This window comes from Streptomyces viridosporus T7A (genome assembly GCF_008704515.1).
Classification (GTDB): Bacteria; Actinomycetota; Actinomycetes; order Streptomycetales; family Streptomycetaceae; genus Streptomyces; species Streptomyces viridosporus.
The window spans coordinates 729517-747131 of the sequence record NZ_CP023700.1; the positions used below are offsets into that span (position 1 = coordinate 729517).

The 17615-nt window shown below is 70.8% G+C and carries 16 protein-coding genes; 6 read left to right on the plus strand and 10 right to left on the minus strand.

Annotated features, from left to right (window positions below):
• Positions 1–2 precede the first annotated feature (2 nt).
• Genes CP969_RS03595 through CP969_RS03605 form a run of 3 tightly spaced genes read right to left on the minus strand, consistent with a single transcriptional unit; the run spans position 3 to position 3684 of the window.
• Positions 3–1439 (minus strand): sugar porter family MFS transporter, encoded by a 1437-nt coding sequence (locus CP969_RS03595; RefSeq protein ID WP_016827864.1) that lies wholly within the window; start codon positions 1437–1439, stop codon positions 3–5.
• Positions 1436–2848, minus strand: a complete 1413-nt coding sequence (locus tag CP969_RS03600; RefSeq protein WP_016827863.1) for a glucose-6-phosphate dehydrogenase — start codon at positions 2846–2848, stop codon at positions 1436–1438. The genes CP969_RS03595 and CP969_RS03600 overlap by 4 nt, the downstream gene beginning before the upstream one ends.
• On the minus strand, positions 2845–3684 hold the full coding sequence (locus CP969_RS03605; protein ID WP_004992724.1) for an SMP-30/gluconolactonase/LRE family protein: 840 nt from the start codon (positions 3682–3684) through the stop codon (positions 2845–2847). Before CP969_RS03605 ends, CP969_RS03600 begins: the two co-directional genes overlap by 4 nt.
• Before the next feature lie 92 nt (positions 3685–3776).
• Between CP969_RS03605 and CP969_RS03610 the strand changes: the two genes are divergently transcribed.
• Positions 3777–4976: an FUSC family protein gene (locus tag CP969_RS03610; protein WP_158689422.1), complete on the plus strand. Its 1200-nt coding sequence runs from the start codon at positions 3777–3779 to the stop codon at positions 4974–4976.
• A 373-nt stretch (positions 4977–5349) separates the two neighbouring features.
• On the plus strand, positions 5350–6468 hold the full coding sequence (locus CP969_RS03615; RefSeq protein ID WP_051044455.1) for a PP2C family protein-serine/threonine phosphatase: 1119 nt from the start codon (positions 5350–5352) through the stop codon (positions 6466–6468).
• A 93-nt stretch (positions 6469–6561) separates the two neighbouring features.
• On the opposite strand, the gene CP969_RS03620 is transcribed toward CP969_RS03615, so the two are convergent.
• Both CP969_RS03620 and CP969_RS03625 read right to left on the minus strand, forming a co-directional pair.
• A complete protein-coding gene (locus tag CP969_RS03620) occupies positions 6562–6969 on the minus strand; it encodes a PPOX class F420-dependent oxidoreductase (RefSeq protein ID WP_016827860.1) in 408 nt (135 codons plus the stop codon).
• Positions 6970–7292: 323 nt separating this feature from the next.
• Positions 7293–7844, minus strand: a complete 552-nt coding sequence (locus tag CP969_RS03625) for a histidine phosphatase family protein (protein ID WP_016827859.1) — start codon at positions 7842–7844, stop codon at positions 7293–7295.
• 323 nt (positions 7845–8167) lie between these two features.
• Between CP969_RS03625 and CP969_RS03630 the strand changes: the two genes are divergently transcribed.
• Together CP969_RS03630 and CP969_RS03635 are read left to right on the plus strand one after the other, a co-directional pair.
• Positions 8168–8833: a response regulator gene (locus tag CP969_RS03630; protein ID WP_016827858.1), complete on the plus strand. Its 666-nt coding sequence runs from the start codon at positions 8168–8170 to the stop codon at positions 8831–8833.
• Positions 8830–9948, plus strand: a complete 1119-nt coding sequence (locus CP969_RS03635; RefSeq protein ID WP_016827857.1) for a sensor histidine kinase — start codon at positions 8830–8832, stop codon at positions 9946–9948. Before CP969_RS03630 ends, CP969_RS03635 begins: the two co-directional genes overlap by 4 nt.
• Positions 9949–10200: 252 nt before the next feature.
• On the opposite strand, the gene CP969_RS03640 is transcribed toward CP969_RS03635, so the two are convergent.
• From CP969_RS03640 to CP969_RS03660, 5 genes are all read right to left on the minus strand, one after another.
• A complete protein-coding gene (locus CP969_RS03640) occupies positions 10201–10482 on the minus strand; it encodes a hypothetical protein (protein WP_004992700.1) in 282 nt (93 codons plus the stop codon).
• Between the two features lie 132 nt (positions 10483–10614).
• Positions 10615–11976 carry a TrpB-like pyridoxal phosphate-dependent enzyme gene (locus CP969_RS03645; RefSeq protein ID WP_016827855.1) on the minus strand — a complete coding sequence of 454 codons (1362 nt, stop codon included), beginning with the start codon at positions 11974–11976 and terminating at the stop codon, positions 10615–10617.
• A gap of 3 nt (positions 11977–11979) precedes the next feature.
• Positions 11980–12297 (minus strand): acyl carrier protein, encoded by a 318-nt coding sequence (locus CP969_RS03650; protein WP_016827854.1) that lies wholly within the window; start codon positions 12295–12297, stop codon positions 11980–11982.
• A gap of 47 nt (positions 12298–12344) precedes the next feature.
• Positions 12345–13718 (minus strand): FAD-binding oxidoreductase, encoded by a 1374-nt coding sequence (locus CP969_RS03655; protein WP_004992693.1) that lies wholly within the window; start codon positions 13716–13718, stop codon positions 12345–12347.
• Positions 13719–13814: 96 nt separating this feature from the next.
• Entirely contained in the window at positions 13815–14276 is a 462-nt protein-coding gene (locus CP969_RS03660; protein WP_004992691.1) for a hypothetical protein, read from the minus strand.
• A gap of 576 nt (positions 14277–14852) precedes the next feature.
• Here CP969_RS03660 and CP969_RS03665 point away from each other — a divergent pair.
• Both CP969_RS03665 and CP969_RS03670 read left to right on the plus strand, forming a co-directional pair.
• A complete protein-coding gene (locus tag CP969_RS03665) occupies positions 14853–16013 on the plus strand; it encodes an acyl-CoA dehydrogenase family protein (protein WP_004992688.1) in 1161 nt (386 codons plus the stop codon).
• A gap of 10 nt (positions 16014–16023) precedes the next feature.
• Positions 16024–17604, plus strand: coding sequence for an amino acid adenylation domain-containing protein (locus tag CP969_RS03670; protein ID WP_016827852.1), 1581 nt, complete (start codon positions 16024–16026; stop codon positions 17602–17604).
• Positions 17605–17615: the final 11 nt, after the last annotated feature.

Genomic DNA, 17615 nt, shown 5'->3' on the forward strand with positions numbered 1-17615 from the left:
GGTCACTCCGTCCGCACGTTCCACCGCCGATGGAGGTCCTCCCCCACCTCGTCGATGTGGCGGCCGCGCGTCTCGGGCACCCACCTGGCGACGAAGGCCACACCGAGCACGCAGATCACGGCGAAGATCCAGAACGTCGGCCCCTCCCCGACGGCCGAGATGAGGGGCAGGAACAACAGGCTCACCACGAAGTTCGAGAGCCAGTTCACGGTCGCCCCCGCGCTGGACCCCTCGGCGCGTTGGGCCGGGGGGAAGATCTCGCCGAGCAGGACCCAGAAGACCGGGCCCATGCCGACCCCGAACGCCACGATGTACAGCATCATGAAGACGAGCATGAGCAGCGGGCTCAGGTCCGCGACGAACGCGACGCCCAGCAGTGCGATGGAGACGGCCATACCGGCGAGGGAGCCGAGCAGCAGGGGGCGGCGGCCGAGTCGATCGACGAGGCCGAGGGAGACCACGGTGACGATGACGTTGATGACGCCGATGAAGACCGAGTAGTAGATCGCGTTCGAGGCGGACAGTCCGGCCTGGCCCATGATCGTCGGTGCGTAGTAGAGGATCGTGTTGATGCCGGAGAACTGCTGCAGCGCGGCGAGGATCAGGGCGGCCAGGAGAGCGGGGCGGACCGCCGGGGCCAGCAGCGCCCGCACGCCTCCCGGCCCGCTCCCGGCCCCGTCCCCGCGCTGCCCGTCGTCGCGGTCGGTGCCGTGCCCGGTGTCCTCGAAGCGCGAGACGACGAGGTCCGTGCCGCCCGGCTCGGTGACCTTGTCGAGCGTTCGGCGGGCCCGGTCCGTTCTGCCGTGGTTGATCTGCCACACCGGGGATTCGGGCAGCCACAGGCACACCAGGACGAGGAGCGCGGAGGGGACGCCGCCGACCCAGAACATCGCGCGCCAGTTCCCGGACTCGGCGAAGGCCCAGTTCACGAGGTAGGAGGTGAGCAGGCCGAGGGTGATGAGCAGTTGGTTGAGGCTGAGGACGCGGCCCCGGATCTGAGCCGGCGCCATCTCGCCGAGGTAGGTCGGCACCGTGGCCGACACGCCACCGACGGCGAGGCCCATGACGACACGGCCGAGCATCAGCAACCAGTAGCCGCCTGCCACGGCAGCGGCGACGATCCCGAGGAGGAACAGCACGCCGAGGCCGGCCAGGAGCGGCCGTCGCCCGTAGCGGTCCGCGATCCTTCCGCTGACCAGCGCGCCGACGACCGCGCCGAGCAGCAGGACGCTGACCACCGAGCTCTGCTCGAAGGAGCTGAGGTCGAAGTCGTCGCGGATGAACAGCAGCGCGCCGGAGATGATCCCGGTGTCGAAGCCGAACAGGAAGCTGCCGATGGTGATGGACACCGCCCACCGGCGGACGGTTTTGAGCCCCTGCGGCGTGAGCCGGACGAACCGGCTCTCCGACGTGGGGCGCGTGTCCAGCGGTTCGGTCATGTCCCCCAGTCCTCCCAGGCCGTGGGACCGGCGCTCCCGGCCGGGTAGTCGTCGAGGGGGACGCGGCCGTCGCGCCAGGCGTCCAGCACCGGCTCGACGATGCGCCAGGACTCGACCGACATGTCGTCGCGCACCGACAGGGGCTTCTCGTCCTCCAGAACGCCCCGGAGCACCTCGCCGTACTCGAGCAGGCCACCGGGGCCGAAGCTCGTGTCGAGCGTCACCGGGGAGACCGTGGAGGGGTCGCCCGGTCCGTTGATGTTGATGTCCAGTTGAAGGCGACGGGGGCCGATGCCGATGCGCAGCCGGTTCTCGGGGACGTCGCCGACGAGCCCGTCCGGAACGTGCTGGGGGGCCTTGAACCAGAAGGCGACCTCCTGCCGGGGCGAGCCGATCGCCTTGCCCGAGCGGACGCGGAACGGCACACCGGCCCACTTCCAGGTGTCGACGGCGAACACGACCTCGGTCAGGGTCTCGGTCTCCCGGGCCGGGTCGATGCCCGGTTCGTCGACGTACGACGGGAGCGAACGGCCGTCGACCGTGCCGGCGGTGTAGCGGGCGCGTCGGCTGAACCGTTCGGGGCGGTCGTCCCAGACGTGCGTCGCGCGCAGGACGTGCGCCTTGGCGTCCCGCACGTCGACCGGTTCCAGCGTGCTGGGTGCGGGCATCGCCACCAGCGCCAGCACCTGGAGCAGGTGGCTCTGGAGCATGTCGCGCAGAGCGCCCGTCGTGTCGTAGAAACCGGCACGGCCCTCGAGGCCGAGTGTCTCGTCGAACACGATGTCGACCGCTTCGACGTGTTCCGAGGTGAGCAGTGGTTCGATCACCCGGTTGGCGAACCGGATACCCAGGATGTTGAGCACCGTCGACATGCCGAGGAAGTGGTCGACGCGGTGCACCTGGTCCTCCGGCACGATGCCGTGCAGCAGCTCGTTCAGCGCGGTGGCGCTGGCCGTGTCGGTGCCGAAGGGCTTCTCCAGCACCAGACGCGTTCCGTCCGGCACTCCGGTCCGGGCCAGCGCCCGGCAGGCCTCGACCGTGACCGCCGGCGGCAGCGCGAAGTACAGCGTGAGGCGGCCTCGGCGGCTCGTCAGCAGGCGGCGCAGGTCGTGCTCGTCGGTGGCGTCCGCGGCCACGTAGCGCGCGTCGCGGACGACGGTGTCGACGGCCGGCCCGCTCGCCCCGCCCGCCGCGAACGCCTGCGCGACGGCCGCCCGCCACTCCTCGTCGCTCTCCTCGCTCCGGTCGCTGCCGACGAGGAAGAGGCCGGTCAGCGACGAGGCGGCGAGGAGGTTGCCCAGCCCCGGAAGGAGCAGCCGTGCCGTCAGGTCGCCCTGCGCGCCGAGGATGACCAGTGTCTGGGTCCGCTCGCCGTCGGGGCCGGCCGCGGGGACGTCGGCGGCGCTCATCCGAAGAACTCCCGTACGGCCACGCCCGTGATCCCGGGGGTGCAGGTGAACAGTGCGCCCGCCTCCGGTTCGGTGCCGGGCTCGAGGTGCTCACGCGAGGTGGTGATGAACAGCCGGCCGAGTCCGGGCCCGCCGAAGGTGCACGCCGTCACCTTGGTGACCGGGAGCTCCACGACCTCGTCGAGGGTGCCGTCCGGCGCGTACCGGTGCACCGCGCCGCCGCCGTACAGGGCGACCCACACGCCGCCCTCCGCATCGACCGTCACCCCGTCCGGACCGTCCGGTACGGCGGCGAACGGACGCCGCCCGCTCAGCCCGCCCGCCCGGTCGTAGTCGAACACGTCGATGCGGCCCGTCGCGGTGTCGACGTAGTACGCACGGTCCCCGTCCGGGCTCCACTCGAGGCCGTTGGAGACCGTCACCTCGTCCAGGACGACCGTCGTCGAGCCGTCCGGGTCCAGGCGGTGGAGCGACCCTGCCCCCTTCCGACCGTCGTAGGCCGTCGAACCGCAGTAGAACCGCCCGTCGGGGTCGCAGCCCCCCTCGTTCATGCGTACGCGCTCGTCGCTCCACAGGGATTCCAAGAAGGTCACCGTTCCGTTCGTGTTCTCGAGGGCGAAGCCGCGTTCGACGCCGATCACGGCGCCCCCTCGCCGTCGGGGCCGAATCGCGGCGACGACGGTGTCGACGTGCCGTCGTGCCACGGTGTGGTCCGGGGCGAGCGACAGCACGTCCCCCGCCAGCATGTCCAGCCACCGCAGACCACCCCATGCGTCGGACCAGACCGGCCCCTCGGCGTGGTACGCGAGCGGCTCGGTGACCTGTTCGACCTTCACCCTCGTCCCCTTCCTTCGTGTGCGGGCAACGCCACTCGACCGGGCCGCACGACGCCGGGTGGGCGGAAGGGCCGGGTGGCAGGATGAGACGGGTGAGCGCACCGTGGCCCCGCAGAGCCCGCGCGGTGCTGCACCGGGCGGCAGCCCGCCTCTCGGCCGCCGGCCGTCGGGGGGCCCTGGACGGGTGGCTGCACCTGCAGGCCACCGCCAGTGCCACGGCTGCGTGGCTGGTGGCCCGCTACGGGTTCGATCACCCCGCCCCGTACTTCGCTCCCATCGCGGCGATGAACGCGCTGACCGCGAACCTCGGCGAACGCGGCCTGCAGGCGGTCCGGCTGCTGCAGGGGGTGGTCCTGGGGCTTGTGGTCGGCGAGCTGGTGCTGCTCACCGTGGGAGCCGGCCCTGGTTCGATGGCCCTGGGCATCTTCGTCGCCCTCACGGCCGCACACGCCGTGCGAAGCCCGCAGATCGTCGTCGTCCAGGCCGCGGTGAGCGCCATTCTCGTGGTGGCGGTGGGTGACAAGGCCAACGGTCTCGACCGCTTGGTGGATGTGCTGACCGGTGCGGGCATCGCGCTGGTCTTCACACAGGTCCTCTTCCCGCCCGAGCCCCTGGCCCTGCTGCGTCGCGCCGAGAAAGAGGCGCTCGCCTCGATCGCCGACGGCCTCTCCGCCACGGCCGAGGCCATCGCCCGGGACGACGACGAGCTCGCCGGGAAGGCGGTCGGGGAACTTCGCGACGTGCGGGACCGTTTGGCGGAGTTGCGCCGGGTCGGGCGGGCCAGTACGAATGTCAGCCGTCGCGCGTTGGTGTGGCGGGCGAAAGTCGTTGTGCGGGAGAGGGAGAGCTCCGAGCACCTCGACCTGCTGGGTGCCAGTTGCCTCACGCTCGCGCGTCTCGTCTCGTCGGCCGGCTCCGACACCCGCGGCCGGTTCCAGCAGCCGGTGCGCGAGCTGACGGACGTCCTCACCTCGCTGGCCCAGCATCTCAGCGATCACGCCGCACGCCAGCGTGCCGCGGACCGCGCGCTGGAACTCGCCACGCGGATCGCTCCGGACGCCGAGCCGGCCGACTCGGACGGGCCTCTGCTGGCCCACAGCCTCCGCATGGCCGCGGCGGACGTCATCGCGTTCACCGGCGTCCGTCTCGGCATCGCCATCGAGGCGATCCGCGCGGGAACGCTGGAAGAACGTGTGCCCCCGCCCCCCTCGGCGCCCGGTCGGCTCCTCGGCTGGTTCGGACGGCTTCGGGGCAAGCGGAACCGACGGCCCGCCGGAAAGGAGTCGTCGTAAGAGCGGTCGCCGGAGTGGCAGGTCATGCGGTGCCCCGTCGTTCCCGGGCATGGCACACCCCTCGTCCGAGGTAGTGATCCGAGCGGCAGGCGGCACGGAACCGCCCTTCAGTCCGATGGTCCCGAACGTCCTGGCCGCGCGCATCTTCTCACCGGGTCTGTCTTCCGGGTGTCGCCGAAACGTGGGCCGCCCGCTTCCGGACGCCCTCGTCGACCACGACGGGCCGCTCGTTCCGGCACCCGTGCCGCGCGCGAGCCGTGATCACCGACTCGGCCGTCCGCGCACCCCCGAGGCGGCCCAGCGGTCGCCCCGGTCAGGGATCCACCGGAGACTGGAGACCGGATCGGTACAGGACGGCTCGAGGACCACGGGGATGGAGCGATACCGGCACAAGCGCGCCCCCGGGAGAATGCGGTGGTTCCGGTACCTGCCCGCCGTCGTGCTCCTCGCCGCGGTCGTCGTCGACCTCGCCTGGCCGGAGTTCAACACCTTCCCCCTCCTGGCGGCCGTCTCCGTGATCGCGGCACCGATGCTCTCCCTGACCTGGACGATCGCCAGTGGTGCGGCGGCCTGCCTGGTCGGAGGGCTCCTGTCTCTTCGCGAGAACCAGGCCGTCCTCACCCGTCCGGTTCTCACCCAGACCGCGACCCTCGCCGTCCTGACCGTCGTCGCGGCGTTCCTCAACCGGATGTTCGCCCGCGAACGGGAACAGCTGAGAACGTCCCGCCAGGTGGCGGAGGCGGTCCAGCGCGCGGTGCTGCCGGCGATGCCCGACCGCGTCCGCGGGCTGGCCGTCGCCACCCGGTACCAGGCCGCCCAGGAAGAGGCCCTGATCGGCGGCGACCTCTACGCGGTCCACGACACCCCCCACGGCCTCCGCATGATGATCGGCGACGTCCGCGGCAAGGGCATGCAGGCCGTCACCCTGGTCAACACCCTGCTGGGCTCCTTCCACGCGGCGGCCCTTCAGCTGCCGGACCTGCCCGGCATCGTCCGGAGCGTGGAGGTGCAACTGCAGGACGTCAAGAACCGCCAGGCCGATGCCCCCTACGAGGACTTCGTCACCGCCGTCCTCGTCGAGATCCCCCCCGACCCTTGCGTGCTGCGCGTGGCGAACCGGGGCCACCCGGCACCGCTGATGGTCCACGAGGGCAAGGTGACCGCCCTGGAGCCGCGGGAGCCGTCGCTGCCGCTGGGCCTGGGCGACCTGGCCGGGCCCGACGTCCCGGTGGACGAGTTCGCGTGGCCCCCCGGCGCCACGCTCGTGATGTTCACCGACGGCATCATCGAGGCCCGCGACCGCAACGGCGTCTTCTTCGACCCCGTCCCCCCGCTGACCGTCCCCCTCCCTGCGGACCCCGGGGCCGTGCTGGACACCATGCTCGCCGCCCTGTCCCGGCACACCGAAGAACTCGAGGACGACGCCGCGGCCCTCGCGGTCACCCATGTCCCGGCCGGCGGCGAACGCGACGGCGGCACGCGGCCCCGGTGACTCTGCCACCGGGGCCGCGCCCCGTCCGAGGCCCGGTGAGCCTCCGGTGGCGGGGGAGGCCGGTCGAAGCCGTGCCACGGGAGGCGAGCGGGCTCAGAGGGAGCCGACGACCTTGCGGGGCGTGATGCGGACGACGACCCGCTGGCTGTCGTCCTTCGACGCCGGGTTGAAGTCGCGGTAGTCCTTGCCGGTGTACTTGCGGGAGAGCTCCTCGATCAGCTCGGGGCCGCCCTCGAAGCTGAGGGTGGCGGTGCCGCGGATCTCGGCGTAGGTGTAGGGGGCTTCCGGGGGATTGATCATGACGGTCACGCGCGGGTCCCGGCGGAGGTTCATCTCCTTGCGCCGGCCGACGGTCGTGGAGAAGAGGAGGTCGTCACCGTCCCGCTTGATCCACACGACCGACAGCTGGGAACTGCCGTCCGGCTGAATCGTGGCGACGGTCGCGAAGACCGCGTTGTCGTCCACATACTTCTTCAGATCGTCCGACATGGTGTCTGACATACGCTGCTCCGTTCCTCGATTGATCACTCCTTCGAAGCGACTCAATCACATACGGTGATGATCTTGTCACTCAGTGTTGCAATAAGGTGAAGCGAGACGGAACTGCCCCGAGGCCGGTCGCGCGCCGCAGACGCGACACCCGGCGGGACCGGCCCGGCCGGAAGAAGGGGGGGCGCCCCAGCCGGATCGGTGTCTTCGCCACCTACGCCGCCACCCGCGGCCGGGCCCTGGTGGACCGCGAGCCGTGTCTGCACAGGTCCTGGACGGACGATCATCCGACACCGCGGGGGCTGCGCCCCGTCAGCCCCTGCGCCTCCACGAGTTCAGCTCCAGTGGGCACCCCCACGGCCGGCGCACGACGCAACGCACACCGTCGACAGAGGCGGCACTTCGAGGTGCCAGAAGGCCCTCACCGGTGCCGACAGAGCGTGGACGAGCGCGGCCCGGGCGACGGCCGGCTCCGTGATGACCAGGGCGCGGCCCGTGTCGGGCGGCAGGCTGTTCAGCCAACGCGTGATCCGTTGGCAGAGCTGGCGCACGGTCTCCCCTCCGTGGGGCTTGGCATCCGGGTCCGTCAGCCAGACGGAGAACCCGTAGGGGTCGGTAGCGGCGACTTCGGCGGCTGTGCGGCCGCGCCACTTGCCGTAGTCGAAGTCGTGCAGCGCAGGCTCGAGCGTGGTCTTGAGGGCCAGGGCGTGAGCAGTCCGGGCGCAGCGGGTCGAAGGTGCCCGGACGGCCACCGAGTAGCGGGGCAGGACTGCTCCGGTGGCGCCTGCCTCGGACAGGCCGCGCTCGTTCAGGACGCCGTCATCGAGGATCGCCTCGCCGGTGTCGTCCCCGGCGATCGCGCACAGAAGTGTCAGGCAGATCGTCATGGCTGATCCCCTTCCTGCCCGGCGGCGGGCCGACCGGTGCGAGACGGCCGAGATCCCGTGGAGCCGGTGGTGCGACACGGGGCTTCTACGTCGGTCGCCGGCCGGTTGACCGGGCGGGTGGGCTTGGTGGCGGTGTACGGAGCTCCCACCTCCACAGTCGGGCAAAGCTACGTACGGCAACCATCCGGCACCTGTCCGGACCCGGCCCCGCCGACTGGCTGGCACGCTCCCGCCACCCGGCCGCATTCGGTGTCGGCCACCCGCAGGGCCGGTCTCGACATGGTACGAATCGGACAGTGGGCCCGATGGCGAGTGGAGCACGCGTGATCCGGGTGATGGTGGTCGACGACGAGGCGCTGATCCGTACGGGCTTCCAGCGCATCCTCGAGGCGACCGACGACATCGAGGTCGTGGCGGCGGTTCCCGGCGGCCAGGCGATCCGAACGGCGGGGGAGAGACGCCCCGACATCGTGCTGCTGGACATCCGGATGCCCGACGTGGACGGCCTCACCGTCCTGGCCGACCTCCTTCGGCTGCCGCACCCTCCGGTGGTGGCCATGCTCACGACGTTCGACATGGACGAGTACGTCGCCACGGCCCTCCGGTCGGGCGCCGCCGGCTTCCTGCTCAAGGACACCGATCCGGACCAACTGCCTTACCTGGTGCGGACCCTGGCCGACGGCGGCACCGTTCTGTCGTCCAAGGTCACCCGGACGGTCGTGGACGGCTACCTGAACTACGGCCCGCAGGAGGACGCCGCCCGCAGCCTCGACCCGCTGACCGACCGCGAGCGCGCCGTACTCGGCTTCATCGCCGAGGGACTGTCCAACACCGACATCGCCGCACGGATGCACCTGAGCACCGGCACGGTCAAGGACCATGTGAGCGCCATCCTCACCAAGCTGGAGGTGGGCAGCCGCGTCCAGGCCGCCCTGCTCGCGGAACGAGCCGGCCTGCTCAAGCCGCCGCGGCACCAGAAGAGATCATGAGCACTCGCCCCCTGTCCGCCCCGCTGCTGGACGCCGCCCTCGTCGGAATCTCACTGCTCGACGTCTGGGCCCACGTCGACGCCTCCGAGCCGCTGCGCATGGCCTGCGCCCTGGCCGCTTCCTTCGCTCTTCTCCCCCGCCGTCGGCTGCCGCTGCTCACGTTCCTGCTCACCCTTCCCTCGGTCCTCCTCTCCGACGCGGTTTTCGCCGCCCTGGCCGCGCTGTACACGCTCGCCTCACTCACCCGCCGTCGCACCCTGCTGGCCGTCTGCGCCGTGGCGTTCACCCTCAGCGACATGACCTCTCTTCCGTCCCCGGACTTCGACTTCTCGACACCGTCGACCTTCGTCACTCTGGGCTACACGGCGGCGACGGCGGCCGCCCCCGTCTTCCTCGGCCAGCTCGTGCAGGCCCGGCGGGACCTGTCGTTGCGACTCGCCGAGATCTCCCGGGCACGCGACCATGAGCGGCAGCTGACGGCCCAGACCGTGCTGGCCAAGGAGCGCACGGCACTCGCTCGAGAGATGCATGACGTGGTCTCCCACCAGGTCAGTCTCATCGCGGTGCAGGCCGGAGTGCTCCAGGTCGGCAGCCGGGACGCCGACGTCAGACAAGCCGCAGCCACGATCCGCAGGCTGAGCGTGCAGACCCTGGACGAACTGCGGCACATGGTCAGCGTCCTGCGGGCCTCCGGGGGCCGCCCCACGGAACTCATCCCCCAGCCCTCCCTGGCCGACATCCCTCAGCTGGTCGACAACAGCGGCATCGAGGCCGAGCTGCACACGGACCTGTCCGGCAGCCTTCCACCACCCGTCCAGCGCGCCATCTACCGCACCATCCAGGAGGCGCTGACCAACGTGCGCAAGCACGCCCCCGGCGCGAAAGCGACCGTCCGCGTCCGCCACGAGGACACCACCCTCCGTGTCACGGTCACCAATACGGCACCGACCCGGCCCGCTCTGCCCCTTCCCAGTGCCCACTACGGCTTGGTCGGCCTGCGTCAGCGCGCCGAGTTGCTCGGTGGCACAGTCACCTGCGGCCCGACCGCGGACGGCGGCTACCAACTGTGCCTGGAACTCCCGGCCGACGGCGGTGAGCAGCGTGTGTGGCCGTGAAGGACGGTGGGCCTCGACCCCGGATCCCGGACACGCGGACCGCTGATCCCGGTCGCGACAGCTCCGGTGGGCGTCTCCGGCGCGCAGAGCGCGAAGGCCTCCACCGGCGTCCCGACCCCCGGGCAGGACGCGGACGCGGCGAGGAGGACCACGGGCCGCGAGCGGAGCATCGTCACCGACGCCCTGGGGAGGCCGTCCGGCGCACGCCCGGGAGCGGGGATCGACTCCGCTGCCGAAACGCCGGACCGAGGTTCACGCCGTCGCGGTCTTCACGCGGTCGTGCGTGTGGCGCACCGCGCAGGTGGCGGCAACCACCGCGGAGCGGGCCGAGCCGAGGGCCGCGCGGGCGGTGTCGAGGTCCGGATCCTCGGCCAGCAGGTTCGAGACATCGACGACGCAGTCGATCAGGTGCACGGCGACGCGCCCGATCTGGTCGGCCCGAGCACTCTCCTCGTCGAGGAGCTCGCGAGCCCGGGTCAGCAGTCCGAGCACTTCCCGCAACGCCGGCGGCGGATCAGCTTCCGAATCGTTCAATGCCGCCCCCTGAACCCTTCTCTCCCTTGTCGATTCGACTCACCGGCACCCTGCCGTGCCGCTGTGGCCGAGTACTCACCCCGCATACAGGTCCCGTTCACCCACCCGGACGGCACTGCGATCCCGCCCGGCCTACGGCAGGCTTCTGAGGGACGCCTGGATCTCCTCGTCGCTGGGCTCGGAGTCGAGCATCTCACCGGAGAGGAACTGGTCGTAGGCCCCCAGGTCCAACAGGCCATGACCGCTCATGCTGAAGAGGATGACGCGCTTGCGCCGTTGCCGACGGGCTTCGACGGCCTCCTCCATCGCGTGGGCGACCGCGTGCGCGGACTCCGGCGCCGGGACGATCCCCTCGGCCTTGGCGAAGGTGCGGCCGGCCTCGAAGACACGGGTCTGGGCGTACGCCGCCGCCTCGACCAGCTTGTTGTCGTACATCGCGCTGACGATGGGGGCGGCGCCGTGGTACCGCAGTCCGCCGGCGTGGATGTGGTAGGCGGCGAACTTGTGCCCCAGGGTGTACATCTTCATCCTCGGGGTCACGCCGGAGAAGTCGGTGTAGTCCAGCGCGTACGTGCCCCTGGTCATCTTGGGGCAGGCCTCGGGCTCGACCGCGACGAAGCGCAGATCGGGGTTGTGCGTCCGTGCCTCCCGGTAGAACGGGAAGGTGATGCCGGCGAAGTTGCTTCCCGCCCCCATCGCGGCGATCACGACGTCCGGGAACTCTCCGGCCAGTTGCAACTGCAGCAGGGCCTCTTCACCGAGGACCGTCTGGTGGAGCAGCACGTGGTTCTCGCCGCTGCCGATGGAGAAGCGCGCGGCGGACCGGGTGGCGGCGTACTCGATGGCCTCGGCGTTGGCGATCCCGAGGCTGCCCGGCGCGTCGGGGTTCTCCCGCAGCGCCGCCCGGCCCACTTCGGTCAGCGTGCTCGGGCTCTTGACGACCCGGGCTCCGTTGAGCCGCATGAGTGTGCCGCGGTAGGGCTTCTGCTCGTAGCTGCACCGCACCATGAAGACGGTGCATTCCATTCCGTACGGGTGGCAGGCCATGGCGAGGGCGGTGCCCCACTGCCCCGCTCCCGTTCCCGTCACCATTTCCCTGACGCCGGATCGGCTGTAGTAGTACGCCTGGGGCAGCGCTGTGTTGATCTTGTGGCTGCCCGACGGGCTGGTCCCCTCGAACTTGAAGTAGATGTGCGCGGGGGTGTCGAGTGCCCTCTCCAGCCTGGTGGCCCGGTACAGGGGCGTGGGCCGCCAGCGCTGGTACTCGCTGCGGACCGGCTCGGGGATCTCCACGAACCGCCCCTTCCCGGTGCTCTGCCGGTACAGGGACAGAGGGAGCTGGGGACGCAGTGCCCGCGCTTCGTCCGTGCCCGTGTCCCGGGCCAGTGGCGGCCGGGGCGCGGGGACCTCGAACGGCAGGTCGGCCAGGACGTTGTACCAGTGTGTGGGCACCTGGTCCTTGTCCAGGTGGAACACGTCGCCGGTCACCGGCATGCCTCAGCCCCCCAGACCGTCGTCCGCGGGTCCGGCCGCCACTGCGCCCCGGCCTCTCTCTGCCACGTCCACGACCAGGTCGACCAAGCTGCGCACGGTGTCGAGGTTCGCGTTCATGACGTCCTCGTCATCGAGCTCGAAGCCGAATTCGCTCTCGAAGGTCACCAGCAGGTGAAGGAGCGTCATCGAGTCCATTTTCAGGGTCGACGAATACAGCGAGAGGTCGTCGGCGAGTTCCCCCGGGTCGATGCCGAGGTCGAGGACGTCGACGATGACGCTCTTCACCCTCGTCGGCCATTCGTCACTGCTTGTCTTTCCCATCAGACCTTCCTCGTCCCCTGTCTGACGCCGTGTTGGGGCGTGCGAACTCACAGGACCTTGCCGGGATTCATGATCCCGAGAGGGTCCAGGGCGCTCTTGATCGTTTGGTGGACGCCCGTTCCGTCGTCGCCGAGTTCGTCGCGCAGCCAACGTCTCTTCAGCGTCCCGATACCGTGTTCTCCGGTGAGAGTGCCGCCCAGTCGTAGGGCGGTCCGGAACATGTCGTCCGCGGCGGACCAGACGCGCGCGGGTATCTCCGGTTCGGTGCGGTCGAACAGCAGGGTGGGATGGAGGTTGGCGTCGCCCGCATGCGCCACCGTCGCGATGAGGACGTCGTGCCGCGCGGCGATACGCCGGATCTCCACTAGCATGTCGCCCAACCGGGAACGCGGTACGACGAAGTCCTCGACCATGGTCCTGCCCATCCGCTCCAGCGCCCCCAGGGCGTGCCGGCGGATGTCGAGCAGCCGTTCGGACTCCGCCTCGTCGGTCGTGACCTGCGTCGCGACCGCGTTCAGCTTCCCGCACAGCCGGCCCGTCTCGGCTGCCGCGCGGTCGGCGTCGACCCCGTCGAACTCCGCGAGCAGCAGCGCGACCCCGTCGCCGGGCAGATCGAGCGGCTGCCATGCGTGCAACGCCCGCAGCGTGACCTCGTCGATCAGTTCCAGGAAGCTCGGCGTCAGGCCGTCGCGGGCGAGCGCCAGCGGTGCCCGGGCCGCCGCGGCGGCATCCGGGAAGTAGGCGGCGACCGTCGCCCGCGGGCCGACGGCCTTCGACCGCAGCCGAAGCGTCGCGCCGGTGATGACGCCGAGCGTGCCCTCCGAGCCCACGAAGAGGCTCGTGAGGTCGTAGCCGCTCACCCCCTTGGTCGTCCGGTGTCCCGTCGTGATGACTCTTCCGTCGGCCAGGACGACCTCGAGGCCGAGGACGGACTCGCGGGTCACGCCGTACTTGAAGCAGCGGAACCCTCCTGCGTTCGTGGCCAGGTTCCCGCCCAGGGTGGAGCGCGCCGCGCTGCCGGGGTCGACGGGGTACATCAGCCCGTGCCCGTCCGCGGCCCGGGCGAGGTCCGCGGTGATCACTCCCGGTTCGACGACGGCCAGCCGGTCGTCGACGGACAGCTCCCGCACGGCCGTCATGCGTTCCAGCGAGAGCACCACGGCCCCGTCTTCGGCCAGTGCCCCGCCGGCCAGGCCCGTGCCCGCGCCTCGGGGAACGACGGGAATCCGGTGCTCGGTCGCCCAGCGCATCGTCTCGACGACGTCCGCGGTGCTGTGCGCGTACACCGCGCACAGGGGCCACCCGGACGGCACCAGATACGCCTCGTCCGTGCGGTGTGCCGCCAGCACTGCGTGCTCCGTGCTGACCTCGCCGTCGGCGAGACGATCCGCCAGTTCCGCCACCGGTACTCTGTCGCGCACGCGCGTGCCCCTTCGTCCACGTTGTCCCCCGGCCGCCCGCCGTGCCCGGCTCCGCCTCGGTTCCCGAGCGCCCGGGCGCGGCGACGGGCCGGGGCCTCACGGTTTGAGCGATGCCTCGATCGCCATCCGGATCAGCGGCATGGACCTCGCGAGCTGTTCGGTGTCGATGGACTTCGCCAGGTCCTCGTGGCCCTTCTCGGTGAGCAGCGCGGGCAGTTCCAGCAGGCGCCGCTCCGTCCAGTCGAGCGGGTCCGCGGACAGCTCCTCGTCGAACGCTCGAGGACCGACATCACCGTCCTGGAAGTCGGGGTGGTGGTGGTACCGCTGCTGCGGAACCTCGGAGTCGATCCGATGCGACAGGTCGATGCGCCAGATGCCTCCGTCGCCGACGGGAAGGACGCGGTGGCCCTCGGCTCCCTCGCGGTGGTGGCTTCCCTCGTACGGTTCCGCCCGCCGCACATCGATCCGGGCTCCGGCGTCCACCTCCTCGTACCGCTCCACCCAGTACTGCACGGTGATGGCCACGTGGCCGTTGATGAAGGCGTAGATCGTGCTCATGCCGCCCTTTCCCTGGTGAGAGTTCAGACCGCCACCGCGATAGCGCGGTCACACGAAGCCGGCCTCCGCGCTCCATCCGGAGGCCGGCCGCCGCGTCCCTGCGGGCCCGGTGCCCGGCGCGGTCGGCGAGATGTTCCTTCTCTTGCGGAGGAACGGGAAACACAGTGGGTCTTCGACTGCTCGAAGAGAACGGAGAGGCACCGCCATGAGCCGGGTCCTCTGGTGAAACGTTCCTCGCGGATCGCTTCGTGAGCATCCAACGATGTCTCATGGGTGTCTGTGAAGCAACGCCCCTGTGGGCGGTGCGGGCGGTGCCGGACGGCTTCCCCCCGGTGCCCGGTGTTCGACTGGCCCCCGGGCAGCAGTTGAACGGCCCGTACGGCCGCCGGCCATCGCTTTGCCCCTGCGGGTTCGGCTGCCTACGCTGCGGTGCGGCCTGCCGTCACGACCGCGGCAGCACGCCACCGGCTTCCCATGGCCCGCGCCCCCGGTTTCCCCCTGGCGGTCCACCGTACTCATTGTTTTGTCGCTGCGCCCCGAACGGGAGGCACATCACGTCGGGGCGAATGGAGAATCATGACGTCCAAGTGGAACGACAGCCATGCCGGACTGTTCGAGGCCCTGGAGAAACTGGGCTCGGAACTGCAGGAGGACATCTCCGAGCGCGACCGGTCGGGAACGTTCGACCACGACGGCTGGAAGCGCTACGCGGAGCTGGGAGTGCAGGGCCTGCTGCTGCCCCCCGCGTACGGGGGCGGTGGCTACGATCCTCCGCGGTACGCGCACGTCATGGAGGAACTGGGCTTCAGCTGCCCGGACAACGGGCTCCTCATGGCCCTGGGAGCGCACATCCTCGCGGTGGAGCTGCCGATAGCGGAGTTCGGCAGCGAGGAGCAGCGCACGTCGTACCTGCCCGCTCTGGCGTCGGGGCGGGCGATCGGCGCCCACGCGATGACCGAACCGGGCACCGGCTCGGACGCGCTGGCGCTGACCACGACCGCTCGGCGCGACGGCGACCGGTACGTCCTCGACGGACACAAGCGGTACATCACCAACGCCCCGGTCGCCGATGTCTTCCTCGTCCACGCCACGCTCGACCGGAGTCTCGGCTTCACCGGAGTCACCGCGTTCCTGGTCGAGCGGGGCGACAGCGGGATCGAGGTGACCCCGGGCAGCGAGAAGCTGGGACTGCGGACCGCATCCTGGGGGGACGTCGTCCTCGACGGCTGCCGCATCCCGGCGTCCCGCCGGCTCGGCGCCGAGAAGCAGGGCGCGGCGATCTTCGCCCGGACGATGGCCTTCGAGCGGGCCCTCATCCTTGCTCCCTGGCTCGGCGTCATGCGGCGCGAGCTGGATGAATGCGTCCGGTACTGCCGTCGGCGGCGGCAGTTCGGCAAGCACATCGGCCACTTCCAGTCCGTGTCCAACCGGCTGGTCGACATGCGGATGAAGTGGGAACTCGCGCGGCTGATCACCCGTTCCGCCGCAGCGGAACTCACCGGGCCGGACGCGGGAGTCCATCCGGAGCTGAGCAAGCTGTACACCAGTGAAGCCGCCGTCGAGATGTTCACCAGCGCTCTGCAGATCTACGGCGCGCTGGGATACACCCACGACGGACGCGTCGAGCGGAACCTCAGGGACGCCCTCGGCATGACCCTGTCCTCGGGTGCCTCGGACATGCAGCGCAACATCGTCGCTGGGCGTATGGGGCTCACCTGGCCGGATCGAAAGAACTGACGGGAGCCGCATGCGCACTCTCACCGACTACCTGGACGATGCCGCGGCCAAGCAACCGGACGCTCCGGCAGTCGAGTTCCAGGGCGAGACCCTGACCTATGCCGACCTTCACGCGCGCAGCACCGCGCTGGCCGGAACGCTGCTCGGACAGGGCATCGGCGCCGGTGACCGCGTCGGTCTCTGGCTGCGCAAGTCACCCGAGTCGATCGTGAGTGTCTACGGCATCCTCAAGACGGGGGCGGCCTACGTGCCGATCGATCCCGGCGCGCCGCTGGACCGGGCCGCGAAGATCATCGCCGACTGCCGTCTGGCCTGTGTCATCACCCAGGACGAGCACGTCTCCTGGCTGCTGGACGAAGCGTCCGCCGACGTGCCGGACCGTCCGGTCGTCGCCGTCGGCGCCGCACGGGGCGCCCCGGCCGACCCCCGGGTCATCCACTGGTCCGACGCCGTCGACGGGGCGTCGGCGGTGTCGCGGGCAGGGCTCGCCGAACCCCGTCCCGACGCGCAGGCCCCCGCGTACGTCCTCTACACCTCGGGCTCCAAGGGCGCCCCGAAGGGCGTGGTGCTGTCCCACGCGAACGCCACGGCGTTCGTCGAGTGGGCGGTGGACGAGTTCGCCATCACCGCGCACGACCGCGTCTCCAGTCATGCGCCGCTGCACTTCGACCTGTCCGTACTGGACGTGTTCGCGACCTGTCTGGCCGGAGCGTGCGTCGTGCTGCTCCCCGAGAGCCAGGTCGGGCTGGGCGGTGTGCTCAACCGCGTCGTCGTCGAGCGGAAGGTGACGGTCTGGTACTCGGTGCCCAACGCGCTGAACCGCATGCTGACGGCCCGGAACAGCGCGCTGCTCGGCACGTCCTCACTGCGCGTCGTCCTGTTCGCCGGGGAGGTCTTCCCCCTGGGTCCGCTGCGACGGCTGCGCGAACTCGTCCCCCGGGCCGCCCTCTACAACCTCTACGGCCCCACGGAGACGAACGTCTGCACCTTCCACCGTGTGCGGGGAAGCGATGTGGAGCCGGGACGGACGGAACCCGTCCCCATCGGCCACCCCTGCCCGTACGCGACGACGTTCGTCGTCGACGAGTCCGGTGAGCCGCTCGGCCAGGAGCCGGGTGTCACGGGGGAACTCTGCGTCGCCGGCCCCTCCGTCATGCTCGGCTACTGGCGGGACGCCTCCCTCACGGCCGGGAAGCGACTGCGTGTCGCGCAGGCCGACGGCACGTCCGTGGAGGCGTACCGGACCGGAGACACGGTCCGGGTCGGGGCCGGGGGCGGCTACGCCTTCCTCGGCAGGAACGACGACATGGTCAAGATACGCGGACACCGCGTGGAGCTGGGCGAGGTCGAGTCGGCCCTCTCCGAGAAGGTGCGCGAGGTCGTGTGCGTCGCGGTGGGCGACGCCTCCGGGGAGAAACACATCGAGGCGTACGTGGTGCCGTTCTCGCCGGCGTGCGAGGTGTCGGAGCTGCGCCGGCACTGCCGGGACGTCCTTCCGCGCTACATGGTTCCGGAACACTTCCACGTCGTGGCCGCGCTGCCCCGGACGCAGTCCGGAAAGCTCGACAAGCGCGGCGTGCTCGGCCTCTGACAACGAAAGCG